The organism is Pseudorhizobium banfieldiae (assembly GCF_000967425.1).
Lineage (GTDB): Bacteria > Pseudomonadota > Alphaproteobacteria > Rhizobiales > Rhizobiaceae > Neorhizobium > Neorhizobium banfieldiae.
The window spans coordinates 1,572,039-1,598,119 of sequence record NZ_FO082820.1 but is presented as its reverse complement, the minus strand read 5'-3'; the positions used below and the strand labels follow the sequence as shown (position 1 = coordinate 1,598,119).

The window sequence follows — 26,081 nt, the reverse complement described above, 5'->3', positions numbered from 1 at the left end:
CCGACACGGAGGAAACGCATCATGGACGACGTCACCGGCGGCTGCCTTTGCGGCCAGCTTCGCCTTACCGCCCGCGGCAGGCCGTATCGTGTCGGCCTCTGCCACTGCCTGGATTGCCGCAAGCATCACGGCGCCCTGTTCAACGCCTCGGCGATCTTTCCCGCCGACGCGGTGACGATCGAGGGCGAAAGCTCGGCCTATCAGGACCGGCACTTCTGCCCCCGCTGCGGCTCTCCCGTCTTCGGCGTCAGCGCCGACGAGATCGAGGTGGCGCTCGGCGCGCTCGATGCCCCCGACCGGTTCACCCCCACCTACGAGCTCTGGACGATCCGCCGCGAAACCTGGCTGCCGCCCTTCGCGCTGAAGCACCATTACGAGCGCGACCGCGAAAACACCGGCCGCACCGAGGACTGACGTCACCGGCCGGAGACAGCGCTTTCACGTTTCCCTTTTGTACTCATTTTTCCGCCCCGCCCTCTTCACTTTCCCCCGGACTCTCGCCATATTCCGGCGATGGCCAGATCCCCCCGCAAGTCCCCGCCCTCGAACGGCTTCGAGGAAGCCCCGCAATCCGGTTTCGAAGGCGCGCCGCTCTCGGGCTCCGTCTCCGACTGGGTGAAGCAGATGGAGGCGGAGGCGGAGGCCTCGGGCATCGAGACCCAGCGCGAAATCGCCTCGAAGGCAGGCAAGCACCGCAAGAAGATCGAGATCGCCGCCCGCGAAGCCGCGATCAAGGAGGCGGCGAAGGACAAGCCGAAAACCGCCAAGCACACCACCGCCTCCAAAACCGCCCGCGGCGTGTCCATCGGCGCCTCCTCCGACCCGAAGACCCGCGCCGCCGCCGGCCTCAACCCGGTCGCCGGCCTCGACGTGTCGCTGGAGGAAGCCAAGTCGCTCGCCCCCGGCGCCGTCACCGCCACCGTGGATGCGCTGGCGAAGCTCATCGAATCCGGCAATCCGCTGTTCAAGGACGGCAAGCTGTGGACGCCGCACCGCCCGGCCCGGCCGGAAAAGTCGGAAGGCGGCATTTCCATCCGCATGGCGTCGGAATACCAGCCCGCCGGTGACCAGCCGACGGCGATCGCCGATCTCGTCGAGGGCATCAACACGGGCGAGCGCTCCCAGGTCCTGCTCGGCGTCACCGGCTCGGGCAAGACCTTCACCATGGCCAAGGTGATCGAGGCGACCCAGCGCCCGGCCGTGATCCTGGCGCCCAACAAGACGCTCGCCGCCCAGCTCTACTCGGAGTTCAAGAGCTTCTTCCCGGACAATGCGGTGGAGTATTTCGTCTCCTATTACGACTACTACCAGCCGGAAGCCTATGTGCCGCGCTCCGACACCTATATCGAGAAGGAATCCTCGATCAACGAGCAGATCGACCGGATGCGCCACGCCGCCACCCGCGCCATCCTCGAGCGCGACGACTGCATCATCGTCGCCTCGGTCTCCTGCATCTACGGTATCGGCTCGGTGGAAACCTATACCGCCATGACCTTCCAGATGTCGGTCGGCGACCGGCTGGACCAGCGCCAGCTGCTCGCCGATCTCGTCGCCCAGCAATACAAGCGCCGCGACATGGACTTTCAACGCGGCAGTTTTCGTGTTCGGGGCGACACGATCGAGATCTTCCCCGCCCACCTGGAGGATGCCGCCTGGCGCATCTCCATGTTCGGCGACGAGATTGACGCGATCACCGAGTTCGACCCGCTGACCGGCCAGAAGACCGGCGACCTGAAGTCGGTGAAGATCTACGCCAACTCGCACTATGTCACGCCGCGCCCGACGCTGAACGCCGCCATCAAGTCGATCAAGGAGGAGCTGAAGCACCGCCTCGCCGAGCTCGAGGCTGCCGGCCGCCTGCTCGAAGCCCAGCGGCTGGAGCAGCGCACCCGTTACGACATCGAGATGATGGAGGCGACCGGCTCCTGCGCCGGCATCGAGAACTATTCGCGCTATCTCACTGGCCGCCGCCCCGGCGAGCCGCCGCCGACGCTGTTTGAATACATCCCCGACAATGCGCTGATCTTCATCGACGAAAGCCATGTCACCATCCCGCAGATCGGCGGCATGTATCGCGGCGACTTCCGCCGCAAGGCGACGCTGGCCGAATACGGCTTCCGCCTGCCGTCCTGCATGGACAACCGGCCACTGCGCTTCGAGGAATGGGACGCCATGCGCCCGCTCACCGTCGCCGTCTCCGCCACGCCGGGCAACTGGGAGATGGAACAGGCCGGCGGCGTCTTCGCCGAACAGGTCATCCGCCCGACCGGCCTCATCGATCCGCCTGTGGAAGTCCGCCCCGCCAAGAGCCAGGTCGACGACGTGCTCGGCGAGATCCGCGGGACCGCGCAGAAGGGCTACCGCACGCTCTGCACCGTGCTCACCAAGCGCATGGCCGAAGACCTCACCGAATACCTGCACGAACAGGGCGTTCGCGTCCGCTACATGCATTCCGACATCGACACGCTGGAGCGCATCGAGATCATCCGCGACCTGCGGCTCGGCGCCTTCGACGTGCTGGTCGGCATCAACCTGCTGCGCGAAGGCCTCGACATTCCCGAGTGCGGCTTCGTCGCCATCCTCGATGCCGACAAGGAAGGTTTCCTCCGCTCCGAAACCTCGCTGATCCAGACCATCGGCCGCGCCGCGCGAAACGTGGACGGCAAGGTCATCCTCTATGCCGACAATATCACCGGCTCCATGCAGCGGGCGATGGACGAGACCGCGCGCCGCCGCGAAAAGCAGATGACCTATAACGAGGAACACGGCATCACGCCGGAATCGGTGAAGCGCAATATCTCCGACATCCTCGATTCCGTCTACGAGCGCGACCATGTCCGCGCCGATATCTCCGGCGTCTCCGGCAAGGGCTTCGCCGATGGCGGCCACCTCGTCGGCAACAACCTCCAGGCGCATCTGAACGCTTTGGAAAAGGACATGCGCAACGCCGCCGCCGACCTCGACTTCGAAAAGGCCGCCCGCCTGCGCGACGAGATCAAGCGGCTGAAGGCGGTGGAGTTGTCGGCGATGGACGATCCGATCGCGAAAGATGAGGCTCGGGCACAGGAACGGGGTGGCAAAGCCGAGAGAAATGGTGGGCCGAGCGGCCGCCGCAGGCCAATCTCCCCCCTTGAGGGGGAGATGTCCGGCAGGACAGAGGGGGGCACTGCACCCTCTGCGCCCGAAGGCTTCCCCCCCTCTGCCCCTATCGGGGCATCTCCCCCTCAAGGGGGGAGATCGTCGGAACCCGCCTCCTACTTCGCCAAGCCCACGCTCGACAACATGGGCCCCGGCACCGACATGCCGACACCCCTGTTCCGCAAGAACACCCTCGATGGTGAGGAGCGGTCTGCGCAGCAGGGCAATCGATCCAGTGAATCGATTGCAGCGACGAACGCCCGGAGCGAAAGCGAAGGGCAGACCGGAGGCCCGGAGACATCGCTCTTCCGCAAGAACACGCTGGATGAAATGACCGTCGGACGCACGGAAAAGCCGGCGCAAGGCACCTTGCCGACCCGCCCGCCGGAAACGGTCAGCACCAAAAAGCGCTTCTCGCCGCTCCTGGAGGGCCAGCCGGAACGCGGCGAGACACCCACCTCTCGTTCGTCATCCTCGTCCTCGGGTCAGGCCCGAGGATTGACCCGAGGACCCAAGGATGATCCATCCTCGGACTCGATCCGAGGACCCGTCATCCGGGGTAAGGTCGGCGTCGGCAGCTACGAAGATCCCGGCGAGCAGAAGCGCAAGGGGCGGACGAAGGGCAAGACCGGGCGTCCGGGGCGGTAGTTCCGAGTCCCTTCTTCCGTTTTACGGGGAGAAGGATGCAGGGGCGCAGTCGAATGAGCCTGCACGCGATATGCGAACGGCAATTTCCCGGACATTTGCTGTCAAGCCAGTATACGCGCTCGATTGCGCCAACTGAGGAACCGGAACCAGAGTCAGGGCATCTCGAGAACCTAGTGCCTTGCCAGAATCCCGACTAACACCCATCGCTTAAGTCGAGGACGTAAAGGTGCTACCGGCGCAACCGGCCATGTGCAAGGTTAGATCCATCTCGAAGATCTGGCGTATACAGTATCGCTCAGCCGCGCCTTACTCACTCATTTACGTACCGGCGCTTCTTGCTCTCGGAAAGAAACCAAAACCCAACTCTGAGAGATCTTGAACCGGCACCAGCACTGGCTATCGACCACCAAGCCCCCCAAGCGACCGTCCAGCACAATACAGATGACTGCCTTGATCTTTGCCTACTGAGTGATAATCGTAACGTATCGGGGGATTTTGATTTATGAACACAAGCTATGATTTGCGATCGATCAACTTTGGATTTGCTCGAGCCGAGACCGAACGGACGGAGGCACCCAGTCTTTTGCGGGAGGGTTATTTCGACGAACAGGGATTAACTAAGAGCGCACTGGAGGGCCCGACATTTTTGTACCTAGGCAATAAAGGTGCCGGCAAAAGTGCGTTGGTTAACCATTTAGATCTCGAATTGCAGAATAGATACAACAGCTTTTCTACTATTTACCAACTAGAAGATTTCAGCTTCCAAAATTTCTCGAAAATAATCCGCGGTGACCAAGAGCCCGAGGCCAAGTTTCCTGATGCTTGGGCTTGGCTACTCCTCATAATTGCATTGGAATCGCTCTCACGGGACGAGGGTGTGTGGCATCCGGATGCCGTGAGTTACAACGAAACCGTCAACAGTCTAAAGCAAATGGGTTTCATGCCCAACAGTTCATTGAGACACATTGCGAATATCACGTCCAGGAAAACATTCAAGCTTACGATACCTTATGTCTTCGAGAGCAGCGAAGATTTCGCCAGCATTGACAAGGTGAACGATATTCCCATGTTCGTCCACAATATGAAGAGAATAATTTGCAGCTGCAGGACAGAATCTAACCACATAATAATGCTAGACGGCCTGGATGACATCCTGACCACCAGATCAGTTCAGTACAAAAGCCTTGGCTCCCTTGTTTTCGAAGTCGACAGGCTAAATGATCTATTAAAACAGAATGGGGTAAAGTTAAAATTTATTATAGTTTGCCGAACCGATCTATACGAGCGTATTTCGGGAGCGAACAAAAATAAAATAAGACAGGATAAGTGTAAGTATATAGACTGGTACCAGAATCCAAGAAATCCAGACCGTTCACTACTACTGGATATGGTCAATAAAAAGACCAATTTTGGGGGAGATTTTTTTCGCGCCTTTTTCGATTTCAAGATATCTGGAACACCAGCGCCTAAGTACCTTCTCGAGCAGACGAGGCATACACCTCGAGATTTTCTGACCCTGATGCGAAAGATAGCAGAGGTACAGCGCGAAGGAGAGAGATTAACGCCGAATCTTGTTCTATCCGGCGCACGAATTTATTCGACTGATTATTTCGTTGGAGAGGTCGAGGATGAACTTGAAGGTTATACGAAATCTAGGCCACCAAAGGACTGGATTGAGTTTATTGGGATGTTCGGCAAGCGAAGGATTTCAACACGGGATCTAGAGTTGAAGGCTCGCCACCTAAAGTACGATATCGATGAGATGTACGCGGTTTTACGAGCGCTTTTCGAGTGTAGTGCGATAGGAACGGTGGTTAATTCTGGCAACGGTGAACATTACACGTTCAGATATAGGAACAGAAACTCCAATTTTGTTATCGGAAATGATATATCGATCCATGTAGGTCTACGAAAGGCTCTAAACATCCCGTAGTCAAAATTGATCGCGATACAGCTGAGCTGCATTTGACTACCCAAATATATCTGCCATCGAACACGAAGAGCGCTGCTTCGCAGGTTTCCCTTATCTATTTTCCTTTGTTGTCCCGCCCCCAGACAGAAGCTCCTTAACTGCCTCCTCGTACCCCACCCGCGGATCCGGCTGGCCCTGCATCCCTACGTGGAGGTTTTGCCCAGTCCGTCCCCCACCCCGAAAAAGAATTTCATTCCCCTCCTCCATACCCGTGCCCATGATCCCCCGTCCCGCCGCGGATACATCAGGAGTGTCCTGCCGAGGCGTGGCCGGCGCTGGTGGTGAAGGGACCACGTGAACCTTCACCATCGGGGTCCGCGGAGAATGATCTCCCTCCGGCGTCGCTTTTTCGTCATTCCTGTGCTTGTCACAGGCATCCAGCAGCACCGCGTCTGCGGCGCAGGACACATAGACATCCAATGCCCACGAATAGTTCTCTCGCCGTGCAGACGCACGGCGGCTGCGTCCCGGCTCAAGCCCGGGATGACAGAGGCGAACTCGGCACCTTCCTCACACCAAAACCGCACCCCACCCACCAAATATCAAGCACTTAACCCCTCGCTCATCCCCCTCCCCCAAACCCGTGCCTACACTTCCCCTGTCCCGCCGCGGATACACCAGGAGGCGTCCTGGCGAGGCGGGGCCGGCGCTGGTGGTGAAGGGACGACGTGAACCTTCATCATCGGGGTCCGCGGAAAATGGTCTCCCTCCGGCGACACGGGGGAAGCGGGATGGTTTCGGACCGACCACCTGCTTCTGATGCCCGAAAGAGCGCGCCGGGCGTGCCTGTGCGGCACACAGGGGGGTCGATGAGGATGGTGTCGCCGGACCTTCAAGTCCGACGAGATGCCGGGGCGAGGAGCCTCGGAACCCGGGAAACCGGCGGTCAAACACCTCCCATTCGACCTTTGCAGAGAGACCGGAGTCGCGGGCAGAAACCGCCGAACGGGGCGCTGAGAGGTGCCACATAACATTATCTTACGAGGCAGCTTTCAGCGCCCCGTCCAACACCTGCTTCGTCCTCCTCGGGAGAGCGAAGCGAAAACCGAGGATCGCCAAGGGGTTACCATGTCCGACACCAAGCCACCTGCCATCGACCCGCTACTCGCCGCCCGCACCGCCGAGGCGCTGGCCCTTCCGCACCTCGTCTGCCGGCGCCGCGACTGCCGCCGCAAGAACCGCTGCCTCTGGTGCTTCCGCTCCACCGGCGAGCGCTGTTGCATGAGGAACCTGACGGCCGAGCAGCGCCGGATCTTCGACGTCGTCTACCATGAGGCCGCTGCCGCCTGGCATTTTCTCGGCACGGACCCGCATTGGTTCGAGGCGCGCGAGGGAGAACGCCGGACGCACAACGACCTGGGGATCGCCATTGCCCGAACCGATCCCGGCAGGTGGCGGAGGGAGAAATGGGACGCCGAGCGGCGGGCGCGGGAGAAGCGGCTGGCGCGGTTCGACAGGGAGCAGGCGTCGGGGAAGCACGGGTCGAAACGGGGGAGAGGATGAGGCGGCGCGATTCTGGCAGGCGCTGCAGGAGGCCGAGGATGACGCGCCGTCCCCCGGCCCTGCGCTTGCGCTTCGGGCGTTCGGCGCTCAAAACGCTCCACTGGAGCGTTTTGCCGGGCGCTTCGCGCCCGGACGCGTCTCACCCCACAAACGCCCGTTCGATCACGAATTCGGCCGGCTGGCTGTTGGCGCCCTCGGTGAGGCCGGCGGCCTCGAGCAGCGCCTTGGTGTCCTTCAGCATCTCGGTCGAGCCGCAGATCATGCCGCGGTCGGTGGCGGGGTCGAGCGGCGGCACGCCGAGATCGGTGAACAGCTTGCCGCTCTCGATCAGGTCGGTGATGCGGCCCTGGTTCGGATAGGAGGGGTCGCGGGTGACGGTCGGATAAGGCTTCAGCTTGTCCCCGACGATTTCCGAGAGGAATTCGTGGTTCCTGATCTCCTCCATCAGGTCGAAGCCGTATTTCAGCTCCGCCACCTCGCGGCAGGTATGGGTGAGGATCACCTCGTCGAACTTCTCATAGGTCTCCGGATCGCGGATCAGGCTCGCGAACGGCGCAATCCCGGTGCCGGTGGAGAACATGTAGAGGCGCTTGCCCGGCGTCAGCGCATCGAGCACCAGCGTGCCCGTCGGCTTCTTGCGCATCAGCACCGTGTCGCCGGGCTTGATCTTCTGCAGGTGCGAGGTGAGCGGCCCGTCCGGCACCTTGATGGAGAAGAATTCCAGTTCCTCGTCCCAGGCGGGGCTTGCGATCGAATAGGCGCGGTAGATCGGCTTGTCGCCGACCATCAGGCCGATCATCGCAAACTCGCCGGAGCGGAAGCGGAAGCCGGCCGGGCGCGTCATGCGAAAGCGGAACAGGTGGTCCGTGTAATGCTCCACCGCCAGCACCGTCTCGGCATAGACATTGTCCGGAATGCCGGCCGGCTTGTTCTCGGCCCCGGGGGCAACGAAGTCTTCCGTCTTGGCTGGAGCGTTCATGCGGCGTCCGTTTCGCTTGTCTTCTCGTGGGCTGGGGAGCGAAATATACCATCCGCCCCGCGAATTGAAGGCACCCGCGTGCTTATGCCGCGGCGCGCCCGGAAAATATGTGCCGGAAAATCCGCTTTCAACCGGTCAGCCGGTGGAGCGGCGGCGCCAGCTGTAGCCGGGGGCATCCGCTGCCGGTCGCGCGGCGGGCTGGTAGTGGACGGGAATGGCCGGCAGCCGGCCTTCCGCCAGCCGTCGCAGCGCCGTCTCATTGGTGACGGCAAAGCTGTCGATCCCGACCCGCAGCATCAGCGGGATCTGGTCGATCAGCACGTCGCCCACCGCCCGCAGCTCATTTTGATAACCCAGCCGTTCCCGCAGCAGCGAGGCATGCGAAAATGCCCGGCCGTCGTTGAAGGCGGGGAACTCCACCGCAACGATCGCCAGCCGGTCGAGATAGGGCTGGAGCCGATGCACATCGTCGGCGGGCCTGATCAGCACGCCGAGGCCGACGTCGTTGCTGGCCTCCGCCTTCTCGATCAGCTGGTCGAGGGACAAGAGCGGCGTCTGCTCGTCCGTCGCGGGGTGTTCCTCGGTCTCGACCATCCAGGGGTCGTTCTCGACGAAACCGGTTTCCTTCCAGATCCTGGTCATCATCCGCCCCTTCAAGCCGCTTCCGCCGTCGAACCGTAGAGCGCATCCTTGAACGGCTGCGGCCCGACGCGGCGATAGGCTTTTAGGAAGGTCTCCTCCTTCGACAGGCGAAGCCCGAGATAGGTGTCGACGATGGTCTCCACCGCATCGGTCACCTTGGCCGGCTCGAAGCCGCGGCCGATGATCTCGCCGATCGAGGTGTTCTCGTCGCCCGAACCGCCGAGCGTGATCTGGTAGAGCTCGGCGCCCTTCTTCTCCACACCCAAAAGCCCGATATGGCCCACATGGTGATGACCGCAGGCGTTGATGCAGCCGGAGATCTTGATCTTCAGCTCGCCGATCTCCGCCTGCCGGTCCGGTGATCCGAAGCGGGTCGAAATCTCCTGCGCCACCGGGATCGACCGGGCGTTCGCCAGCGCGCAGTAGTCGAGCCCCGGACAGGCGATGATGTCGGTGATCAGCCCGGCATTGGCCGTCGCCAGTCCCTGGGCGACGAGGGCGCGGTAGACCGGCTCGAGATCCGCCAACGCCACATGCGGCAGGATGACGTTCTGCTCGTGGCTGATGCGGATCTCGTCGAAGGCATATTCCTCGGCAATGTCGGCGATCGCATCCATCTGCTCGTGGCTGGCATCCCCGGGGATACCGCCGATGGGCTTGAGCGAAATCGTCACCATGCCGTAATCGGGATGCTTGTGCGGCTCGACGTTCTGGTCCACCCAGCGCGCGAAATCCGGATCCTGCTTCTTCCAGCCGGCGATCTGCCCCCACCCCTCCGGCCGCTCCGGCAGGGAGGGAGGCGCGAAGTAGCGGGTGATGGCGTCAATATCGGCCTGCGGCAGGGTCAGCTCGGTGCCCTTCAGGTGCGAGAACTCCTCCTCCACGCGCCGCGTCATCTCCTCCACGCCGATTTCGTGGACCAGGATCTTGATGCGCGCCTTGAACTTGTTGTCGCGCCGGCCGAAGAGGTTGTACACGCGCACGATCGCGGTGGTGTAGGTCAACAGATCCTCTTCCGGCAGGAAGTCGCGGATCTTCTTGGCCACCAGCGGCGTACGCCCCTGCCCGCCGCCGACATAGACGGCAAAACCCAGTTCGCCCTTGTCGTTCTTCTTCAGGTGCAGGCCGATGTCATGGACCTGGATCGCCGCCCGGTCGCGTTCCGCGCCGGTGACGGCGATCTTGAACTTGCGCGGCAGGTAGGAGAATTCCGGGTGCACCGAAGACCACTGGCGCAGGATCTCGGCATAGGGCCGCGGATCGGCCACCTCGTCGGCGGCGGCGCCGGCAAAGTGGTCTGCAGTGACGTTGCGGATGCAGTTGCCGGAGGTCTGCAGCGCATGCATCTCGACCGTGGCCAGCTCGTCGAGAATGGCCGGCGTGTCCGACAGCTTCGGCCAGTTGAACTGGAGGTTCTGCCGCGTGGTGAAGTGCCCGTAGCCCCGGTCATACGTGCGCGCCACATGCGCCAGCATGCGCATCTGCCTCGCATTGAGTGTGCCATAGGGAATGGCAATCCGCAGCATGTAGGCATGCAGCTGCAGGTAGACGCCGTTCATCAGGCGCAGAGGCTTGAACGCGTCCTCCGTCAGCTCCCCGGAGAGGCGGCGGTTGACCTGGTCGCGGAACTGCTCGACGCGGCCCTTGACGAAGGCGTGGTCGAATTCGTCGTAACGGTACATGATATCCTCAGACTGCGATGAAGGCCGCATCGGCCGGGCGGTAGCCCGCGGCGTATTCCATGGTGGGGCCGGCAGCCCGGATGCGCTCGCGAAGCCGGATCGGCCAGAGCTTGCCATCGACTTCCTGCACGTCAATGACATTGACGTCGACGACGCGGTTGGCGGCGAAGTCCCGCTTGCCGATCGCTTCCAGCGAGGCGACGGCCTCGGCATGGCGGGCGACCAGGGCGTCCTGCAGGTTTTCCACCCAATGGCCATTCGCATCCAGCCATACGGCGATGCCGTCCGTCAGCCTGTTTGCGGTGAGGACCTTGTCCGTCATGCTTCACTTCCCATCCTGGCGCGAGCCGTCGCAGTCCATGCGGACAGGGGCTCGGATCTTTGAAAATTCGCACCGGCGACAGCTTCGCCGATAATGACCATGACCGGACCGGCGAGATCGTCCCTCGCCTCGAGATCCGGAAGTTCCTTCAGGACCCCGTGGAAAAGACGGCGATCGGCGCGGCTGGCATTCTCCACCACGGCCACGGTCGTGTCCGGCGACAGGCCGGCTTCCATCAGCCGGCCGGCGACGGAGGCGGCAACCGTGCGGCCCATGTAGACGGCGATGGTGGCGCCGGACACAGCGAGCCTTGCCCAGTCTGGCAGTACGTCGCCGGTGAGGTCGTGGCCGGTCGTAAAGATGAGCGACGAGGCGACACCACGCAGCGTCAGCGGCAGATCGAAGTCGGCGGCAGCGGCAAAGGCGGAGGTGATTCCCGGCACGATCTCGTAGGAGATGCCGGCCTCGCGGAGAGCAGCCATCTCCTCCCCTGCCCGGCCGTAGACCAGCGGATCACCCGACTTGAGGCGCACCACGCGCTTGCCATCCTGCCCCAGCCGCACCAGCAGACGATTGATCTCGCCTTGGGACTTGGAATGACAGTTCTTGCGCTTCCCAACGGACAGGCGCTCCGCATCACGGCGGCCCATGTCGACGATTGCTTGTGGGACGAGAGCGTCATAGACGATCACATCGGCCTCCATCAGCACGCGCTGGGCGCGCAGCGTGAGCAGATCTTCGGCACCGGGGCCGGCACCCACGAGCCAGACATGGCCTTCGGCCCGGCCCGAGGCGGAAAGCAGGGCATTGGCAGAGCGGCGGGCGCCGGAGACGTCACCTGCATCAACACTGTCAGCGATAGCGCCGGTGAAGAAGCGGCGCCAGAAGATGCGACGCGATACCCCCTTGGGGATCAACCGTTCGACGGAATCCCGGTAGTCAACGGCAAGGGAAGCGAGCCGGCCGAGCGACGGCGAAAGCATCTGGTCGACGCGGGCGCGGATCATCTGCGCCAGCACCGGACCTGCTCCTTCTGTCCCGATCGCGACGGCAACCGGCGCACGGTTGACGAGGGCGGGCGTCAGGAAGTCGCAGAACTCCGGCTGGTCGACGGCATTGGAGGGAATCCTCGCAGCGCGGGCAGCCGTGACAATGGCCTGATCCTGCTGTTCGTCGCCGGTGGCGGCGAAGACGAGAGCGGCACCGTCCACCTGGTCAGCCGCGAAGGAAGTGGCAATGACGTCAAGCTTGTTTGCTGCGAGATAGTCCCGGTAATCGGGTTCCGGATCCTCGGCATAGGCGACGATGTTTGCATCCGTATTGCGCAGCAGCCGGACCTTGGCGAACGCCTCGTCGCCGTTGCCGAAGACAGCAACGGTCCTACCGCTGACGCGGAAGAATGTCGGGATTGTTGTCAGACGTGTGATGGACATGACGACCTTTTCGAGCTTGGCTTCACAATATCACCCATCGCACCCTGGGACAGAAGAAACCGATATGCGAGTTGCGTGGCGTGCGAACATTTCTGTTCTCGCTCGCCTGCCATCTTGAGTAAAAGCCACCGATACCCGCAGGCGCCGGCGGTGATTCCGCATCCGTCCGGCGGCCCGTCCCTAAGGAAGAAGCCATGTCCCTTGTTGCCCGCCTCCTCAACGTCATTGAGAATGACATCCTGCCGCTGACGGAGGCCGGCGTGGCGGCCGGCAACAAGGTGTTCGGCGCGGCGATCCTTCGCAAGTCGGACCTGTCGCTGGTGCTCGCCGAGACCAACAACGAGATGGAGAACCCGCTCTGGCACGGCGAAGTGCATGCGCTGAAGCGCTTCTACGAACTGGGCGAAAAGCCTCACGCCAAGGACCTGATCTTCCTCTCCACCCATGAACCCTGCACCATGTGCATGTCGGCGATCACCTGGGCGGGCTTCGACAATTTCTACTATTTCTTCAGCCACGAGGATTCGCGCGACGCCTTTGCCATTCCGCATGACCTGAAGATCCTGAACGAAGTCTTCGGCCTTCCACCAGGCGGCTACCGGCGGCAGAACGCCTTCTGGCATTCCCATGCGATAGCGGACCTCGTTGCGGTGGAGGATGAGCCGAGGCGCACGGCCCTGCTTGATCAGTCGCGAAAGATCCGCGCCGCCTATGACCGGCTCTCCGGCACCTATCAGGCCGGCAAGTCCGGCAACGCGATCCCACTCCGCTAAGTCCCGCTCAGGAAGAAACCCCATGGAAGCTTCACGCGACATCTCTCGCCTGATCGAAATCATGAAGGCGCTGCGCGATCCGCAAAGCGGCTGCCCCTGGGACATCGTGCAGACCTTCGAGACGATCAAGCCCTATACGATCGAGGAGGCATACGAGGTGGCCGACGCCATCGAGCGTAAGGACCTCGACGACCTGTGCGAGGAGTTGGGCGACCTCCTGCTGCAGGTCGTCTACCACGCACAGATGGCCGAGGAGGCCGGTGAGTTCTCCTTCGGCGACGTCGTCCATGCTGTGACCCGCAAGATGATCCGCCGCCACCCGCATGTCTTCGCGATCTCGGACGTCGATACGCCAGACGCCGTCAAAGTCCAGTGGGACGAGATAAAGGCGGAGGAAAAGCGCGAGCGCGCCGAGCGGCGGGCACGGCGCGGGATCGAGGAAGACTTCAAGGCCGGTTATCTCGGCAGCGTGCAGCGAAGCCAGCCGGCGCTGACGGAAGCACTGAAGCTGCAGCAGCGGGCGGCGAAGGTCGGCTTCGACTGGTCGGAGGCCGAGCCGATCCTCGACAAGATCGAGGAGGAGATCGGCGAATTGCGCGAGGCGCTCCGCGGCGGACAGAAGGACAAGGTGAAGGACGAACTCGGCGACCTCATCTTCGCCCTGGTCAACATCGGCCGCCACGTCGACGCCGACCCGGAGGATGCGCTACGCGGCACGAACACGAAGTTCCGGAGTCGGTTCAGGCACATCGAGACAGAACTTCAGAAATCAGGCGAGACGCTAGAAGCGGCGCCGCTGGAGCGGATGGAGGAGCTCTGGCAGGCGGCGAAGTCGGGAGAGCGGTAGCCGGAAGACGACTGCGAACCAGCTCTACCGGTCGTGCATCCCTTTGCCCGCCAGGATTCGGCTGCGATGCTTGTCGATGCGTGCGCGACGCGTCTGCGACTGCTTGGCCTGCGAGAAATGGAGGACATAGCCGCGCCGGCGGCCGGGCGTCAGGCCTTCAAAGGCAGCTTGCAGTTCAGGATCCTCCTCAAGGGCGGAGACGAGTTCCTCTGGATAATCGAGATCATCCTTCGGCATGTCGACCTTGGCAGCCGCGCGCTCCAGTTCCATCGCCTCGGAAACAAACGCCCTGATCGTCTTCTCCTGGCCGGCAATCTGCGCGGTGTCGGTGAAGCGGAGGATGCGCGAGGACCGGGAATTTTCTCCGGGTGCGATGAGGATTTTCTCAGGGTCCTTCAGGAGGACGCCCTTGAAGAAGCCGAGCGTGGCCGCATCCTTGAAACCCCACAGCAGCGCGACATTGCCGTCGTCGACGGTGTAGCAGGGGGAGCTCCATTTGAACGTTTCGACTAGCCCGCAGTCCAGGAGGATCTTTCTCAGGGCGAGGAGTTCCTCGTGCCAACGCTCCTGATCGGAGAAGAAGGCATCGATCTTCCGCTCGTCATCGCCCATGGTGCTCCTCCCACCCATGAATAATGTTTTTCAGAACGCTTCAACCGAAGGCATGGGCGACACCGCCGCGGATCACCGCTCCCAGTCTTCCTTCTCGGGTCTCGGGCCGTTGCCAAGCCGGCGCTCGAGCGCTGCCGCTTGGCTTTCGGAGAGCCGCACGTCAAGTTCGACCGAACCGTCCTCCTGGTCTCGGCGCTCGTCGACGATCGCGTTCTCGTAGACCCAGGAGACGAGCGCCAGCTTGTCTGCCGGTATCGCGACCGTGGTTTCGGTCAGCACGCCGGACAGCCGGCGGGCGATCTCTGCCAGCAGCGCATCGACGCCCTCGCCGGTGATCGCCGACACGGCCATGATGTTGTCGCGGCCGCTTGCCCGTTCCGCCATCGCATCATGGGCCTCGGGATCGAGGCGGTCGATCTTGTTCCAGACCTCGATGATCCGCGCCTCCCGCTCCTTCTCGTCGATCCCGAGATCGGACAAGATGCGCATGACGTCTGCAGATTGCGCGGCGTTGTCAGGATCGGACATGTCGCGGACATGCAGGATGAGGTCGGCTTCGAGCACCTCTTCGAGCGTGGCGCGGAAGGCTGCAACAAGGTGGGTCGGCAGATCCGAAATGAAGCCGACGGTATCGGACAGGATGACGGTACGTCCGTGCGGCAGCTTCATGCGGCGCAGCGTCGGATCGAGCGTGGCGAACAGCATGTCCTCGGCGAGAACACCGGCACCGGTGATGCGGTTGAAGAGGGTCGACTTGCCGGCGTTCGTGTAGCCGACGAGGGCAACGATCGGATGCGGCACCTTTCGGCGCTTTGCGCGGTGAAGCTGGCGGGTCCGCACCACCTGCTCCAGTTCGCGTTCGAGCTTGACGATGCGCTCCTGGAGCAGCCGCCGGTCGGCCTCGATCTGCGTTTCACCGGGACCACCCATGAAGCCTGCGCCACCGCGCTGCCGCTCAAGGTGGGTCCAGCTGCGGACAAGGCGACCCTTCTGGTAATTCAGATGGGCGAGATCGACCTGCAGCGTGCCCTCCTTGGTGGAGGCGCGGCGGCCGAAGATTTCCAGGATCAGACCGGTCCGGTCGATGACCTTGGCGTTCCATTCCTTTTCGAGATTGCGCTGCTGTACCGGCGTCAGCGGATGGTCGACGATGACGAGGCCGGCGTCGTGCTGGTCGAGCAGCGCCTTGATCTCGCCGATCTTGCCCGTTCCCATAAGAGTGGCCGGGCGGGGCTGGGAGACCTGCACGATCAGGCCCTGCACGACTTCGAGGTCGATCGCCCGGGCAAGGCCGATGGCCTCCTCAAGGCGTGCCTCCTCCGACCGCTGGGGTGCGGGTGCAGCCTCAGGCTGTGCTGCACGGGAGGCGCGGGCGTTCTTCAGCACCGGCACGAGCACCACGGCGCGCATGTCGTCCCGGCGACGGTCGGTCTCCGGGATCATCGATTCATTCGAGGTGTCGCGATGTTTAATCAGCTACTGTCCTGTCAGGCCGCGTTTTCTTCGCTCTCGAACATCTGCATCGGCTGGCCGGGCATGATGGTAGAGATCGCGTGCTTATACACGAGTTGCGAATGGCCGTCACGGCGCAGGAGAACGCAGAAATTGTCGAAGGAGGTGACAACGCCGGTCAGCTTCACACCGTTGATAAGAAAAATCGTCAAAGAAATCTTTTGCTTACGGACAGTATTAAGAAACAGGTCCTGCAAGTTCTGAGAACGTTCCGCCATAGCGCCGCTTCTTTCTTTTTTGCCGGCATCCTGCCGGGATGATCTGATCACATTTCAGAGAAATACGGGAAGCGCCCTCGTGCTTCCATCCCCCAATGAAATCCTCGTTATCAAATCGGCGTCTTTTCCGCAATGTGCAAAAAGGCACCACGCAGGGCGGCGGCGACGCTGCCCGGATGACCGTTGGCGATGGTCCGTCCGTCGACGGCAACTACCGGCACACACGAGCCCGTCGCCGAGGTGAGGAAGACTTCGCGCGCCGCGAGCATCTCCTCGACCGTGAACTCACGCTCCTCGACGGGGACCGAGAGGCTGGCGGCCACCTCGAGGACTGTCGTGCGGGTGACGCCGCGCAGGATCCCGTGCTCGGCCGGGCGGGTCACCAGCACGCCGTCGGCGCTGACGATCCAGACATTCGAGGAGGCCGCCTCGGTGACCTTGCCCGCGGCATCGACGAAAATGGCGTCCTGGGCGCCGGCATCCTTAGCCTGCTGCTTGACCAGGACATTGGGAAGAAGGCCGACCGTCTTGATGTCGACGCGGTCCCAGCGGTTCTCCGGCACGGTAATCACCTTGATGCCCGTCTCGTAGCGCGCCCGGGCCGGCTGCGGATCGACGGATTTTGCGGTGATGGTCAGCGTCGGGGAAGTGCCGGCGGCCGGGAAATAATGGTCGCGACGGGCGACCCCGCGCGTGACCTGCAGGTAGAAGAGACCGTTCCTGACCCGGTTGCGGCGGAGGACTTCCCTGATGACGAGCTTCAGCGGCTCACGCGCCATCGGACTTGCCATACGCAGTTCGCGGAGAGACCGGTCGAGCCGGTCGAGATGCCGGGTCAGGTCGATGATCAGTCCGTCGCGAACCTCGCAGACCTCGTAGACACCATCTGCGAACTGGAAACCGCGATCCTCGATGTGGATGGCAGCGTCGGAGTGGGGAAGGTAGCGGCCGTTGACATAGGCAATTCTGGACATGGGCTAGCCGATCCGATCGATGCTCAGAAATATTGAATGGAGACGCGGAACATCTGCTCGACATTCTTGACCGCCGCCGCGGTGGAGAACAGCACGACGCGATCATGCGCCTTGATCTTCGTGTCACCGCTTGGGCGGATGACGGTACCGCCGCGATAGATCGCGCCTATGCGGATGCCATCGGGCAGGTCCAGTTCGCGGAAAGGCTTGCCGACCAGCGGTGACGTCTCGAGTGCCTCGGCCTCGATTACCTCCGCCGAGCCCTGTTGCACGGCGTAGACGGAGCGGATGCGTCCCTTGCGAACATGCTGGAGCACACGGGAAATGGTGACGGCGCGCGGGTTGATCTGCGCGTCGATGCCGAGGGACTGCGTGACCTTGTTCAGCGAGGAGCTGTTGATCAGCACGAGGTTCGACTTGCAACCGAGCGACTTGGCCATCACCGCCCCGAGGATGTTGATCTGATCGCTGTTGGTCAGGCTGACGAAGAGGTCCGCGTCCTGGACATCCGCCTGCTGCAGGATGTTCTGGTCGAGGGCTGAGCCATGCAGGACGACCGCGTTGCGCAATTGCTCGGAAATGGCGGCGGCGCGCTCGCGATCGGTCTCGATGATCTTCAGCCTGGTTCTCGGCTGGAGTTGTTCGATGGTGCGTGCGACATAGTGGCCGATGTTGCCCCCGCCGGCGATGATGATGCGGCGCGCTTCCTGTTCCTCATGCCCGAAGAGACCCAGCGTACGACGCACGTGGTCACGCTGGCAGATGACATAGGCGAGATCTCCCGCTTCCAGTTGGTCCGCCGACCGGCTGACGGCCAGCCTGCCATTGCGGTAGATGCCGACAACGGTCGCCATCAGGTCGGGGAAGAGCTGGCTCAACTGCTGGAGCGGCGTGTTGAGGACGGGGCAATCCTCCATGCACTCGATTGCCAGCATGGCAATCGTGTCCTCTGCAAACCGGACGATGTCCGTCGCGCCTGGGAAGGAAATGCGCCGCAGCACCATCTTGCCGACCTCGATCTCCGGCGAGATGGTCACATCGATCGACATGTTCTGGCGGCTGAAGAGATCCGAATATTCCGGTGCCAGATAGCTCTGGGCGCGGATTCGGGCAATCTTGGTGGGGACGCTGAACAGAGCCTGGGCCACCTCGCAGGCGACGATATTGACCTCGTCGTAAAGCGTCACGGCGATGATCATGTCCGCCTGTTCGGCGCCGGCCTTGGCCAAAATGTCGGGATGCGCCCCGTGCCCGACATAGCCCCGCACATCCAGCGTCTCGGTGATCGCGTTCACCAGCGAGGCGGACGTGTCGATGACGGAGACGTCGTTGTCTTCCTGGGACAGGCGCTCGGCAATGCCGTATCCGACCTGCCCCGCTCCGCAAATAATAACTTTCATGGGGTTTCTTTCATGGCTGCAGGCCCGAGACTGGCCTAGACGCCGAGGGACTTGAGCTTGCGATGCAGGGCCGACCGTTCCATGCCGACGAATTCCGCCGTCCGCGAAATGTTGCCGCCGAAGCGGTTGATCTGCGCGATCAGGTAATCGCGTTCGAACATTTCACGGGCCTCGCGGAGCGGCAAGGTCATGATGTGGTGATCGCCCTGGGAGGAAATCTTCGGGAGCATGTCGCCGAGGTCGGTCGGCAGCATGTCGGCCGAGATCACGCTGTCGGGGCTGTCACCTCGCGCCAAGATCATCAGCCGCTCGATATTGTTGCGGAGCTGACGGATATTGCCGGGCCAGTCATGGGCCTGCAGCACCGCCATAGCGTCTTCGCCGATCCGGCGAGTGCGAATGCCGGCCTGTTCAGAAATCTGGCGCATGAACATGTCGACCAGAAAGGGGATGTCCTCGCGCCGCTCGGCCAGCGCCGGGACCTTCACCGGCACGACGGCGAGCCTGTGGTAAAGATCCTCGCGGAAGATGCTCTCGGCGATCAAGCTCTCCAGATTGTAAGCGGTCGATGAGATGATCCGTACGTCCACCTTGACCCGCTTCGAACCTCCGACCCGCTCAAACTGCTGGTCGACGAGGACACGGAGGATCTTATTCTGCGTCTCGCGCGGCATCTCGCCTACTTCGTCGAGATAAAGGATGCCACGATGTGCCTCCTCCAAGGCGCCGATCTTGCGCTGCTGGCCAGGGCCGCCCTCGGTGCCGAAGAGAGCGATCTCCATCCGGTCTGGCGTAATTGTCGCCGCATTCAGGGCAACGAACGGACCGTTGGCGCGGGACGACTTGCGGTGGATCATCCGGGCGACCAGTTCCTTTCCGGAGCCGGACGGGCCGAGAATCATGATGCGGCTGTTGGTCGGCGCGACCTTGTCGATGGTCTGGCGAAGCTGGGACACCGCAACGGAGGTGCCGACGAGTTCCACGGCGTCACCGGTCCGCCGCTTTAGCTCGCTGACCTCGCGCTTCAGCTTCGAGTTCTCCAGCGCCCGCTCGGCGATCAGGATCAGCCGGTCTGCCTTGAACGGCTTTTCGATGAAATCGAAGGCGCCGCGCTTGATCGCCGACACGGCGGTCTCGATGTTGCCGTGACCGGAAATCATCACGACGGGCAGGTCAGGATGCCGGTTCTTGATCTCGTCGAGCAGGGCGAGGCCGTCGAGCTTGGAGCCCTGCATCCAGATGTCGAGAAAGACGAGCCGTGGCACACGATCGGAGATGGCGGCCAGCGCGCTGTCGCTGTCATGCGCCGTCCGGGTCTCGTGACCCTCGTCGGAAAGGATTCCGGAAACGATCTCGCGGATGTCCACCTCGTCGTCCACGACCAGAATATCAGACGCCATATGCGAGTTCCCTATCAGTTTCAGTTCCGGTCCCGCCCGCTACCATGTGCGGCAGCAGGACCCTGATCATGGCACCGCGGCCATGATCGAACTCAGGGGGCGCATCATGCAGTTCAATCTGCCCCCCATGCTCCTCGATGATCTTCTTGACGATGGCCAGGCCAAGTCCCGTGCCCTTTTCGCGCATCGTCATGTACGGCTCCAGAATCTGGTGCCGGTTCTCCGCCGGAAGCCCGCTGCCGTTGTCGATGATGTCGACAACGAAAGTATCGCGGGCCGGTTCGTAGTTCGCCCTGACCCAGACCTTCCGCCCTTCGCGCTCCTGATCGCCCGGCACGGCCTCAATGGCTTCCACCGCATTCTTGACGAGGTTGCCGAAGGCCTGGCCGAGCATGCGCGCGTCGAACATTCCGACCAGGGGCTCGTCGCCCAGTTCCCGCAGAAACTCCACGTGGGTGGTACCCATTTCCCTCAGGAAGACCGCATCGCGCAGAATGTCGCGCAGATCCGTCTGCTCCTTCGCCGGCTTCGGCATCCGAGCAAAGGAGGAAAATTCGTCCACCATGCGTCCGATATCCCCCACCTGGCGCACGATCGTGTCCGTGCACTGGTCGAAGACCGCCCGGTCATCGTCGGCGATCTGCTTGCCGTAGCGGCGCTTCAAGCGCTCGGCCGAAAGCTGGATCGGCGTCAGCGGATTCTTGATCTCGTGCGCGATCCGACGCGCCACATCTGCCCAGGCGGTCGACCGCTGGGCGATGACGAGGTCGGTGATGTCGTCGAGCGTAATGACATAGGAATCGCGAGAGGTGCTCTGCTCTTCCCGCGTCACCTGGACGCTCAGCGTCCGCTCCTTGCCGCCCCGCATCAGGTTGACCTGCTTGCGGAAGTCGTTACGGGCGCGGGAGGCAGCCTCCGAAAGGACGCTGTCGATCTCCGGCACGACTTCGGAGAGATTGCGCCCGATCAACCGCTCGGCCGACAGACCCAGGAACGCCTCAGCGGACGGATTGACGATGGTGATCCGCCGGTCGTCCTCGACGCCAATGACGGCAGCGGTCACGCCCGAGAGAACCGCCTCGATGAACCGCCGGCGATCGTCCACCTCATCCTTGGCCTCGAGGATCTCGTCGCGCTGGCTGCGAATCTCGGAAATCATCTTGTTGAAGGTGCGCGACAGGCTGCCGACATCGCCATCGGCCGCCCGTACCGGAACGACCACGTTCAAGTCTCCCGTGGCGACGCTGTCGGCTGCGCTGATCAGAAGCCGGATGGGACGAACGATCCGGTCGGCAACGGCGATGGCTGTCCATATGGCCGCCAGGAGGACGATCAATGCGAATCCGAGATAGACGATCGCAAACGCGAACTGCAGCGATGCCCGGCCGGCCTCCATGGCCTGGTATTCGGCCGTATTGTCCTCCATCAGGCGCATCGCGGCCATGACCTTCGGATCAACGGCGCGAATGGTGTAGAGGAATGTCCCCGGAAACGCATCCAGCTTGATGATGGCGCCGACGAGATTGGTGACGCCCGGCGGGATCAGCGTCGGCTGCCCTGCGGCCGCCTTTTCCAAAGCATCCTTGGGTATGGCCGGGAGCGGGCGCTCCGTCGAGATGTCGGCCTGGGCGATCGCCGCCCCGTCCTCCCGAACGAGGAAGGCGCCCAGGAGCCCCCTGCCGCGTGCCTGGCGGGTCATCAGGTCGACGAAGCCGGTGCGGTCCAGATAGAAGGTGGCGCGATTGCGCTCGAGGTCATTGGCCATCGAAACCGTCTGACCCTGCAGGTAGCTCGCATTCTCCATCATGTAGGCCTGCGCCACCTCGGTGGAGGACCGGACAATAGATTGCGTGCGGATGGAGAACCAGCGGTCGAGGCCCGCGCTCAGCGTGATGCTCGCGAACAGTGCCACAAGCACCGCAGGCGTGATCGCCACGATCGAGAAAAGCGCAACGACACGGATGTGAAGACGGGCGGCCGCCCGTCCCCGGTTGCGCGCTCTCAGGAGCCGGCTGAGCTCCCGACCAATGAGATAGAGAAGGCCGACAACGAAGATGCCGTTGAGAACGGCGGAGGCGATGACCACCGGCGTGGTGGGGGCGATCGGCGTAAGGCCGAGCAGGACGAAGAGCGTCAGGATAGCGCAGAGAAGCGCCCCGCCGGCAAGCAGGAGGCCCGGCAATGCGAAGGATGCGCGACGGTCCTGGGCATCAAGATCCGATCCGGCTTCTTCCGCGGGCGAAAAGACGCCCTCGACCATTGCTAAACTCCTTGCGCGTGCGAGATCAGTTCGCTGCCGTCAGCGCCGCACCCGACTTCCTGTCTACCCGCGAGCGCAATGCCCGCATCAGCGAGATTCGTTGCCAATAAGCAACGCAATGTGGCGAAAGTGCAACGGAAACCCGTGGAGAGTCAATCAGGGTTCATGCACTGCGCGCGCTGCGATAGACGGAGACGCCAAGCTCCCTGATCTTCTTGCGCAAGGTGTTCCGGTTGAGCCCGAGCAGATCGGCTGCCTTTATCTGGTTGCCGCGGGTGGCGGTCAAAGCCGCGAGGATCAGCGGGTATTCCATCTCCCGCAGTACGCGCTCGTAGAGGCCAGGCGGCGGCAGGCTGTCACCGAAGCTGGCGAAATAGGAGCGCATGTTCTCCTCCACAGCCTGAGAGATCGACAGCGCCTCGCCGCGCGGTCCGAGCTTTTCCATCGGGCTGTCGGGCGTGTCCGAGCGCAATTCGGCGTCGATGATCTCGCGGGTGATGACGTCCTGCGGGTAGAGCGCCATCAGCCGGCGCATCAGGTTTTCAAGTTCGCGAACGTTGCCGGGCCAGGCATAGGCCTTCATCGCATCGAGCGCCTCGCTATCGAAGCGCTTGACGTCCAGCCCTTCCTTTTCGCCCATCTGCATGAAGTGGCGAACCAGGTCGGGAATGTCCTCCGCCCGGTCACGCAAGGGCGGCAGGCGCAGCGGGACGACGTTCAGGCGGTAATACAGATCTTCGCGGAAGAGGCCCTGATTGATGAGTTGCTTCAGGTCTTTGTTGGTGGCGGCGACGATGCGGACATCGGTGCGGATCGGGGTGCGGCCGCCGACGGTCGTGTACTCGCCCTGCTGCAGGACGCGCAGGAGACGCGTCTGCGCGTCCATCGGCATGTCACCGATTTCGTCGAGGAAGAGCGTGCCGCCCTCGGCCTGCTCGAAGCGACCGGTCGAGCGCGCCTGCGCGCCGGTGAAGGCGCCCTTCTCATGACCGAAGAGTTCGGACTCGATCAGGTCACGCGGGATGGCGGCCATGTTGATCGCCACGAAGGGGCCGTTGCGGCGCTTGCCGTAGTCATGCAGAGCCCGGGCGACGAGTTCCTTGCCGGTGCCTGATTCGCCGGTGATCATCAGCGTCAGATCCGTCTGCATGAGGCGGGCAAGGACCCGGTAGATCTCCTGCATGGCGGCGGAACGTCCGACCAGCGGCATGCCATCCTGCGTGTCATCCTCCAGACGGGCAGGCTTCTTCTTCGGCTCGGCCAATGCGCGGCCGATGATGGCGATCAGTTCGGTGAGGTCGAAGGGCTTGGGCAGATAGTCGTATGCCCCCTTCTCCGACGCCTTGATGGCCGTCATGAAGGTGTTCTGGGCGCTCATGACCAGCACCGGCAGGTCGGGACGCGCCTTCTTGATGCGCGGCAGCAGGTCGAAAGCATTCTCGTCCGGCATGACCACGTCCGTCACCACGAGATCCCCCTCGCCCGCCGAGACCCAGCGCCAGAGGGTCGCGGCATTGGAGGTGATGCGGACGTCGTAGCCCGCACGCGTCAGCGCCTGGTTGAGTACGGTGCGGATGGCCGCGTCGTCATCGGCGACAAGGATGGTGGCAGTCATTGGGCTTTTCCTGTCATTCTATGGGCAGCATCTTGCTCCAGCGCACTCTCCTCCTTGTGCATCGGCATCAGGACACGGAACACGGTCCGGCGAGCCTGGCTGTCGCACTCGACGATGCCGCCATGGGCGCCGATGATCTTGGCCACCAGCGCCAGACCAAGGCCGGAGCCGTTGGTTTTTGTGGTGATGAAAGGGTCGAAGAGGTCCGGCAGCAGGTCGGCCGGGACGCCAGGGCCATTGTCGATCACGCAGAATTCCAGCGGCAGGGAGATCTTCTCCCGAGACCCGGCGACGGAAAGGCGGATGCCGGGACGGTAGGCCGTGGTGAGCATGATCTCGCCGTCGGCCTGGTCGCCGATGGCCTCGGCGGCGTTCTTCACCAGGTTGAGGAAGACCTGCACCAGCTGGTCGCGATTGGCGTGGACCGGCGGCAGCGAGGGATCGTAGTTCTCCGAAAACCTGATGTGACGGCCGAAGCCCGCCCGGGCAATCGCCTTCACGTGGTCGAGAACCGAATGGATGTTGAGGGGCTGCCGGTCCACCGGCCGCTCATCGGAAAAGACCTCCATGCGGTCGACGAGCGACACGATGCGGTCCGTCTCGTCACAGATCAGCCTGGTCAGCGCCCGATCCTCGCTTTCGACCGAGGTTTCGAGCAATTGTGCTGCCCCACGGATGCCCGAGAGCGGATTCTTGATCTCGTGCGCCAACATCGAGGCGAGGCCGGTCACCGAACGGGCCGCGGCGCGATGGGTCAGCTGCCTGTCGATCTTGTCGGCCATGGAGCGTTCCTGGAACACGACGACGACAGAACCGGGCTCGCTGACGACCGGAGCCACATAAAGGTCCACCAGTTTTTCCTGACCGAGCCGCGGCGACGACAGATCGACCCGGTACTCGTTGACAGGCGCCCTGCGCTCCCGAACCTGGTCGATCAACGCCAGGAGCGGGCTGCCGAACGGAATGAGCGTCGCGATGTCATGGCGGGCGAGTTGCGCGGCACTGGCTCCGAAGAAGGATTCGGCCTCCCAGTTCGCGAAGGCGACGTGCCCGGCAGGATCCACGAGGATCACCGGGTTCTGAACGGAATTGAGGACGGCGAGCGCCAGCGCATTGTCCCCCGACGGCGGCTGGGGCTTGTTCATGCGGCCTCCCTCGCGGTCGGCTCTGCCTGGACCTGCAGCGCCTGCATCATCTTCTGCATGACATCCTCTGGATCGGTGGATCGGAAGATCGCGGCCTTGTCCTCGACGGGAAGCGACGGCGCCAACCGATCGATGTACCAGCCAAGGTGCTTGCGGGCGTGCCGCAGCCCGGCTTCCCGTCCGTAGAAGGCAAGCATCGCCTCGTAGTGTTCGGCGACAATCTCCCTCTGCTGCTCGCGAGAGGGAGGCGGGTGGTCGGCGATTGCTCCGACATGCCAAGGCCTTCCCTGGGCGCCACGGCCCATCATGACGGCATCGGCACCGGAGGCGGCGAGGATCTCGCGCGCATCCGCGGGAGATTGAACGTCGCCATTGGCGATGAGCGGCACGGAGATCGCCTCGCGCACCGCGCGAATGGCGTTCCAGTCCGCCCTTCCCTCGTAGAACTGCATGCGGGTTCGACCGTGTATCGTGACAAGCCTGACGCCGGCCTCCTCCGCCTGACGGGCGATCTGCGGCGCGTTGATCGAGTTCCCGTCCCACCCGAGACGCATCTTCAGGGTGACCGGCACATCCACCGCCTTCACCGTCGCCTCGATCAGCGAAAGGGCCAGCACGGGATCACGCATCAGCGCCGAGCCGGAAAGGCCGCCGGTTACCTTCTTGGCGGGACAGCCCATGTTGATGTCGATGATGTCCGCCCCGTTGTCGGCCGCGATACGGGCGGCCTCGGCCATCCAGTGCGGCTCGCGGCCGGCGAGCTGGACCATGTGCGGACCAAGTCCGGCGCGCTTCAGGCGGGCCCAGGATTCACCGCGGGACATGGCAAGCTCGCGGCTGGCGATCATCTCGGTGACGACCAGTCCGGCGCCCCATCGCCAGGCAATCTCGCGAAACGGCAGGTCGGTCACCCCGGACATTGGCGCCAGAACCACCCGGTTCCTGATGGTGACCGGTCCGATGCTGAGGGGAGTGGCAAGATGCGGAACAGGCAAATGACAATCTT

21 protein-coding genes are annotated in these 26,081 nt (G+C 62.9%); 6 read left to right on the top strand and 15 right to left on the bottom strand.

Annotated features, from left to right (window positions below):
• The first annotated feature begins 21 nt into the window (after nt 1–21).
• From NT26_RS07910 to NT26_RS07890, 4 genes are all read left to right on the top strand, one after another.
• Nucleotides 22–414 (top strand): GFA family protein, encoded by a 393-nt coding sequence (locus NT26_RS07910; RefSeq protein ID WP_052638265.1) that lies wholly within the window; start codon nt 22–24, stop codon nt 412–414.
• Between the two features lie 99 nt (nt 415–513).
• The gene (uvrB, locus tag NT26_RS07905) at nt 514–3,786 is read left to right on the top strand and encodes an excinuclease ABC subunit UvrB (protein ID WP_052638264.1); all 3,273 of its coding nucleotides are present in this window, start codon (nt 514–516) and stop codon (nt 3,784–3,786) included.
• A gap of 502 nt (nt 3,787–4,288) precedes the next feature.
• Nucleotides 4,289–5,719 carry a P-loop ATPase, Sll1717 family gene (locus tag NT26_RS07900; RefSeq protein WP_052638263.1) on the top strand — a complete coding sequence of 477 codons (1,431 nt, stop codon included), beginning with the start codon at nt 4,289–4,291 and terminating at the stop codon, nt 5,717–5,719.
• 1,107 nt (nt 5,720–6,826) lie between these two features.
• Nucleotides 6,827–7,261, top strand: a complete 435-nt coding sequence (locus NT26_RS07890) for a hypothetical protein (protein ID WP_052638261.1) — start codon at nt 6,827–6,829, stop codon at nt 7,259–7,261.
• 139 nt (nt 7,262–7,400) lie between these two features.
• On the opposite strand, the gene NT26_RS07885 is transcribed toward NT26_RS07890, so the two are convergent.
• The 5 genes from NT26_RS07885 to cysG form a co-directional block, all read right to left on the bottom strand.
• The gene (locus NT26_RS07885) at nt 7,401–8,240 is read right to left on the bottom strand and encodes a ferredoxin--NADP reductase (RefSeq protein ID WP_052638260.1); all 840 of its coding nucleotides are present in this window, start codon (nt 8,238–8,240) and stop codon (nt 7,401–7,403) included.
• A 135-nt stretch (nt 8,241–8,375) separates the two neighbouring features.
• The gene (locus NT26_RS07880) at nt 8,376–8,882 is read right to left on the bottom strand and encodes a DUF934 domain-containing protein (RefSeq protein WP_052641961.1); all 507 of its coding nucleotides are present in this window, start codon (nt 8,880–8,882) and stop codon (nt 8,376–8,378) included.
• Nucleotides 8,883–8,893: 11 nt separating this feature from the next.
• Nucleotides 8,894–10,564, bottom strand: coding sequence for a nitrite/sulfite reductase (locus NT26_RS07875; protein ID WP_052638259.1), 1,671 nt, complete (start codon nt 10,562–10,564; stop codon nt 8,894–8,896).
• A gap of 7 nt (nt 10,565–10,571) precedes the next feature.
• Entirely contained in the window at nt 10,572–10,886 is a 315-nt protein-coding gene (locus NT26_RS07870) for a DUF2849 domain-containing protein (RefSeq protein WP_052638258.1), read from the bottom strand.
• Entirely contained in the window at nt 10,883–12,319 is a 1,437-nt protein-coding gene (cysG, locus tag NT26_RS07865; protein WP_052638257.1) for a siroheme synthase CysG, read from the bottom strand. Before cysG ends, NT26_RS07870 begins: the two co-directional genes overlap by 4 nt.
• A gap of 194 nt (nt 12,320–12,513) precedes the next feature.
• On the opposite strand from cysG, the gene NT26_RS07860 reads away from it, so the two are divergent.
• Both NT26_RS07860 and mazG read left to right on the top strand, forming a co-directional pair.
• Nucleotides 12,514–13,092, top strand: a complete 579-nt coding sequence (locus NT26_RS07860) for a deaminase (RefSeq protein ID WP_052638256.1) — start codon at nt 12,514–12,516, stop codon at nt 13,090–13,092.
• Nucleotides 13,093–13,114: 22 nt separating this feature from the next.
• On the top strand, nt 13,115–13,939 hold the full coding sequence (gene mazG / locus NT26_RS07855; protein WP_052638255.1) for a nucleoside triphosphate pyrophosphohydrolase: 825 nt from the start codon (nt 13,115–13,117) through the stop codon (nt 13,937–13,939).
• A gap of 24 nt (nt 13,940–13,963) precedes the next feature.
• Here mazG and NT26_RS07850 read toward each other — a convergent pair whose 3' ends face one another.
• The 10 genes from NT26_RS07850 to dusB all read right to left on the bottom strand — a co-directional run bounded on the left by NT26_RS07850 (nt 13,964) and on the right by dusB (nt 26,070).
• Nucleotides 13,964–14,551, bottom strand: coding sequence for a YdeI/OmpD-associated family protein (locus tag NT26_RS07850; protein ID WP_052638254.1), 588 nt, complete (start codon nt 14,549–14,551; stop codon nt 13,964–13,966).
• 72 nt (nt 14,552–14,623) lie between these two features.
• On the bottom strand, nt 14,624–15,994 hold the full coding sequence (gene hflX, locus NT26_RS07845) for a GTPase HflX (RefSeq protein ID WP_425287729.1): 1,371 nt from the start codon (nt 15,992–15,994) through the stop codon (nt 14,624–14,626).
• A gap of 44 nt (nt 15,995–16,038) precedes the next feature.
• Nucleotides 16,039–16,281 (bottom strand): RNA chaperone Hfq, encoded by a 243-nt coding sequence (gene hfq / locus NT26_RS07840; protein WP_037155370.1) that lies wholly within the window; start codon nt 16,279–16,281, stop codon nt 16,039–16,041.
• Nucleotides 16,282–16,391: 110 nt separating this feature from the next.
• Nucleotides 16,392–17,255, bottom strand: coding sequence for a D-amino-acid transaminase (locus NT26_RS07835; RefSeq protein WP_052638253.1), 864 nt, complete (start codon nt 17,253–17,255; stop codon nt 16,392–16,394).
• Between the two features lie 23 nt (nt 17,256–17,278).
• On the bottom strand, nt 17,279–18,655 hold the full coding sequence (gene trkA, locus NT26_RS07830) for a Trk system potassium transporter TrkA (protein ID WP_052638252.1): 1,377 nt from the start codon (nt 18,653–18,655) through the stop codon (nt 17,279–17,281).
• 35 nt (nt 18,656–18,690) lie between these two features.
• On the bottom strand, nt 18,691–20,055 hold the full coding sequence (ntrX, locus tag NT26_RS07825; RefSeq protein WP_052638251.1) for a nitrogen assimilation response regulator NtrX: 1,365 nt from the start codon (nt 20,053–20,055) through the stop codon (nt 18,691–18,693).
• Entirely contained in the window at nt 20,045–22,315 is a 2,271-nt protein-coding gene (locus NT26_RS07820) for a sensor histidine kinase NtrY-like (protein WP_052638250.1), read from the bottom strand. The genes ntrX and NT26_RS07820 overlap by 11 nt, the downstream gene beginning before the upstream one ends.
• Nucleotides 22,316–22,478: 163 nt before the next feature.
• Nucleotides 22,479–23,930, bottom strand: a complete 1,452-nt coding sequence (gene ntrC / locus NT26_RS07815; RefSeq protein ID WP_052638249.1) for a nitrogen regulation protein NR(I) — start codon at nt 23,928–23,930, stop codon at nt 22,479–22,481.
• Entirely contained in the window at nt 23,927–25,075 is a 1,149-nt protein-coding gene (locus tag NT26_RS07810) for a two-component system sensor histidine kinase NtrB (RefSeq protein ID WP_052638248.1), read from the bottom strand. Before NT26_RS07810 ends, ntrC begins: the two co-directional genes overlap by 4 nt.
• Nucleotides 25,072–26,070: a tRNA dihydrouridine synthase DusB gene (gene dusB / locus NT26_RS07805; RefSeq protein ID WP_082077656.1), complete on the bottom strand. Its 999-nt coding sequence runs from the start codon at nt 26,068–26,070 to the stop codon at nt 25,072–25,074. Before dusB ends, NT26_RS07810 begins: the two co-directional genes overlap by 4 nt.
• Nucleotides 26,071–26,081: the final 11 nt, after the last annotated feature.

Excerpts from the sequence above, each read along its gene's own strand:
- NT26_RS07910 (WP_052638265.1), top strand. The coding sequence starts at position 22 with ATGGACGACGTCACCGGCGGCTGCCTTTGCGGCCAGCTTCGCCTTACC.
- uvrB (WP_052638264.1), top strand. The coding sequence starts at position 514 with ATGGCCAGATCCCCCCGCAAGTCCCCGCCCTCGAACGGCTTCGAGGAA.
- NT26_RS07900 (WP_052638263.1), top strand. The coding sequence starts at position 4,289 with ATGAACACAAGCTATGATTTGCGATCGATCAACTTTGGATTTGCTCGA.
- NT26_RS07890 (WP_052638261.1), top strand. The coding sequence starts at position 6,827 with ATGTCCGACACCAAGCCACCTGCCATCGACCCGCTACTCGCCGCCCGC.
- NT26_RS07885 (WP_052638260.1), bottom strand. The coding sequence starts at position 8,240 with ATGAACGCTCCAGCCAAGACGGAAGACTTCGTTGCCCCCGGGGCCGAG.
- NT26_RS07880 (WP_052641961.1), bottom strand. The coding sequence starts at position 8,882 with ATGACCAGGATCTGGAAGGAAACCGGTTTCGTCGAGAACGACCCCTGG.
- NT26_RS07875 (WP_052638259.1), bottom strand. The coding sequence starts at position 10,564 with ATGTACCGTTACGACGAATTCGACCACGCCTTCGTCAAGGGCCGCGTC.
- NT26_RS07870 (WP_052638258.1), bottom strand. The coding sequence starts at position 10,886 with ATGACGGACAAGGTCCTCACCGCAAACAGGCTGACGGACGGCATCGCC.
- cysG (WP_052638257.1), bottom strand. The coding sequence starts at position 12,319 with ATGTCCATCACACGTCTGACAACAATCCCGACATTCTTCCGCGTCAGC.
- NT26_RS07860 (WP_052638256.1), top strand. The coding sequence starts at position 12,514 with ATGTCCCTTGTTGCCCGCCTCCTCAACGTCATTGAGAATGACATCCTG.
- mazG (WP_052638255.1), top strand. The coding sequence starts at position 13,115 with ATGGAAGCTTCACGCGACATCTCTCGCCTGATCGAAATCATGAAGGCG.
- NT26_RS07850 (WP_052638254.1), bottom strand. The coding sequence starts at position 14,551 with ATGGGCGATGACGAGCGGAAGATCGATGCCTTCTTCTCCGATCAGGAG.
- hflX (WP_425287729.1), bottom strand. The coding sequence starts at position 15,994 with ATGATCCCGGAGACCGACCGTCGCCGGGACGACATGCGCGCCGTGGTG.
- hfq (WP_037155370.1), bottom strand. The coding sequence starts at position 16,281 with ATGGCGGAACGTTCTCAGAACTTGCAGGACCTGTTTCTTAATACTGTC.
- NT26_RS07835 (WP_052638253.1), bottom strand. The coding sequence starts at position 17,255 with ATGTCCAGAATTGCCTATGTCAACGGCCGCTACCTTCCCCACTCCGAC.
- trkA (WP_052638252.1), bottom strand. The coding sequence starts at position 18,655 with ATGAAAGTTATTATTTGCGGAGCGGGGCAGGTCGGATACGGCATTGCC.
- ntrX (WP_052638251.1), bottom strand. The coding sequence starts at position 20,055 with ATGGCGTCTGATATTCTGGTCGTGGACGACGAGGTGGACATCCGCGAG.
- NT26_RS07820 (WP_052638250.1), bottom strand. The coding sequence starts at position 22,315 with ATGGTCGAGGGCGTCTTTTCGCCCGCGGAAGAAGCCGGATCGGATCTT.
- ntrC (WP_052638249.1), bottom strand. The coding sequence starts at position 23,930 with ATGACTGCCACCATCCTTGTCGCCGATGACGACGCGGCCATCCGCACC.
- NT26_RS07810 (WP_052638248.1), bottom strand. The coding sequence starts at position 25,075 with ATGAACAAGCCCCAGCCGCCGTCGGGGGACAATGCGCTGGCGCTCGCC.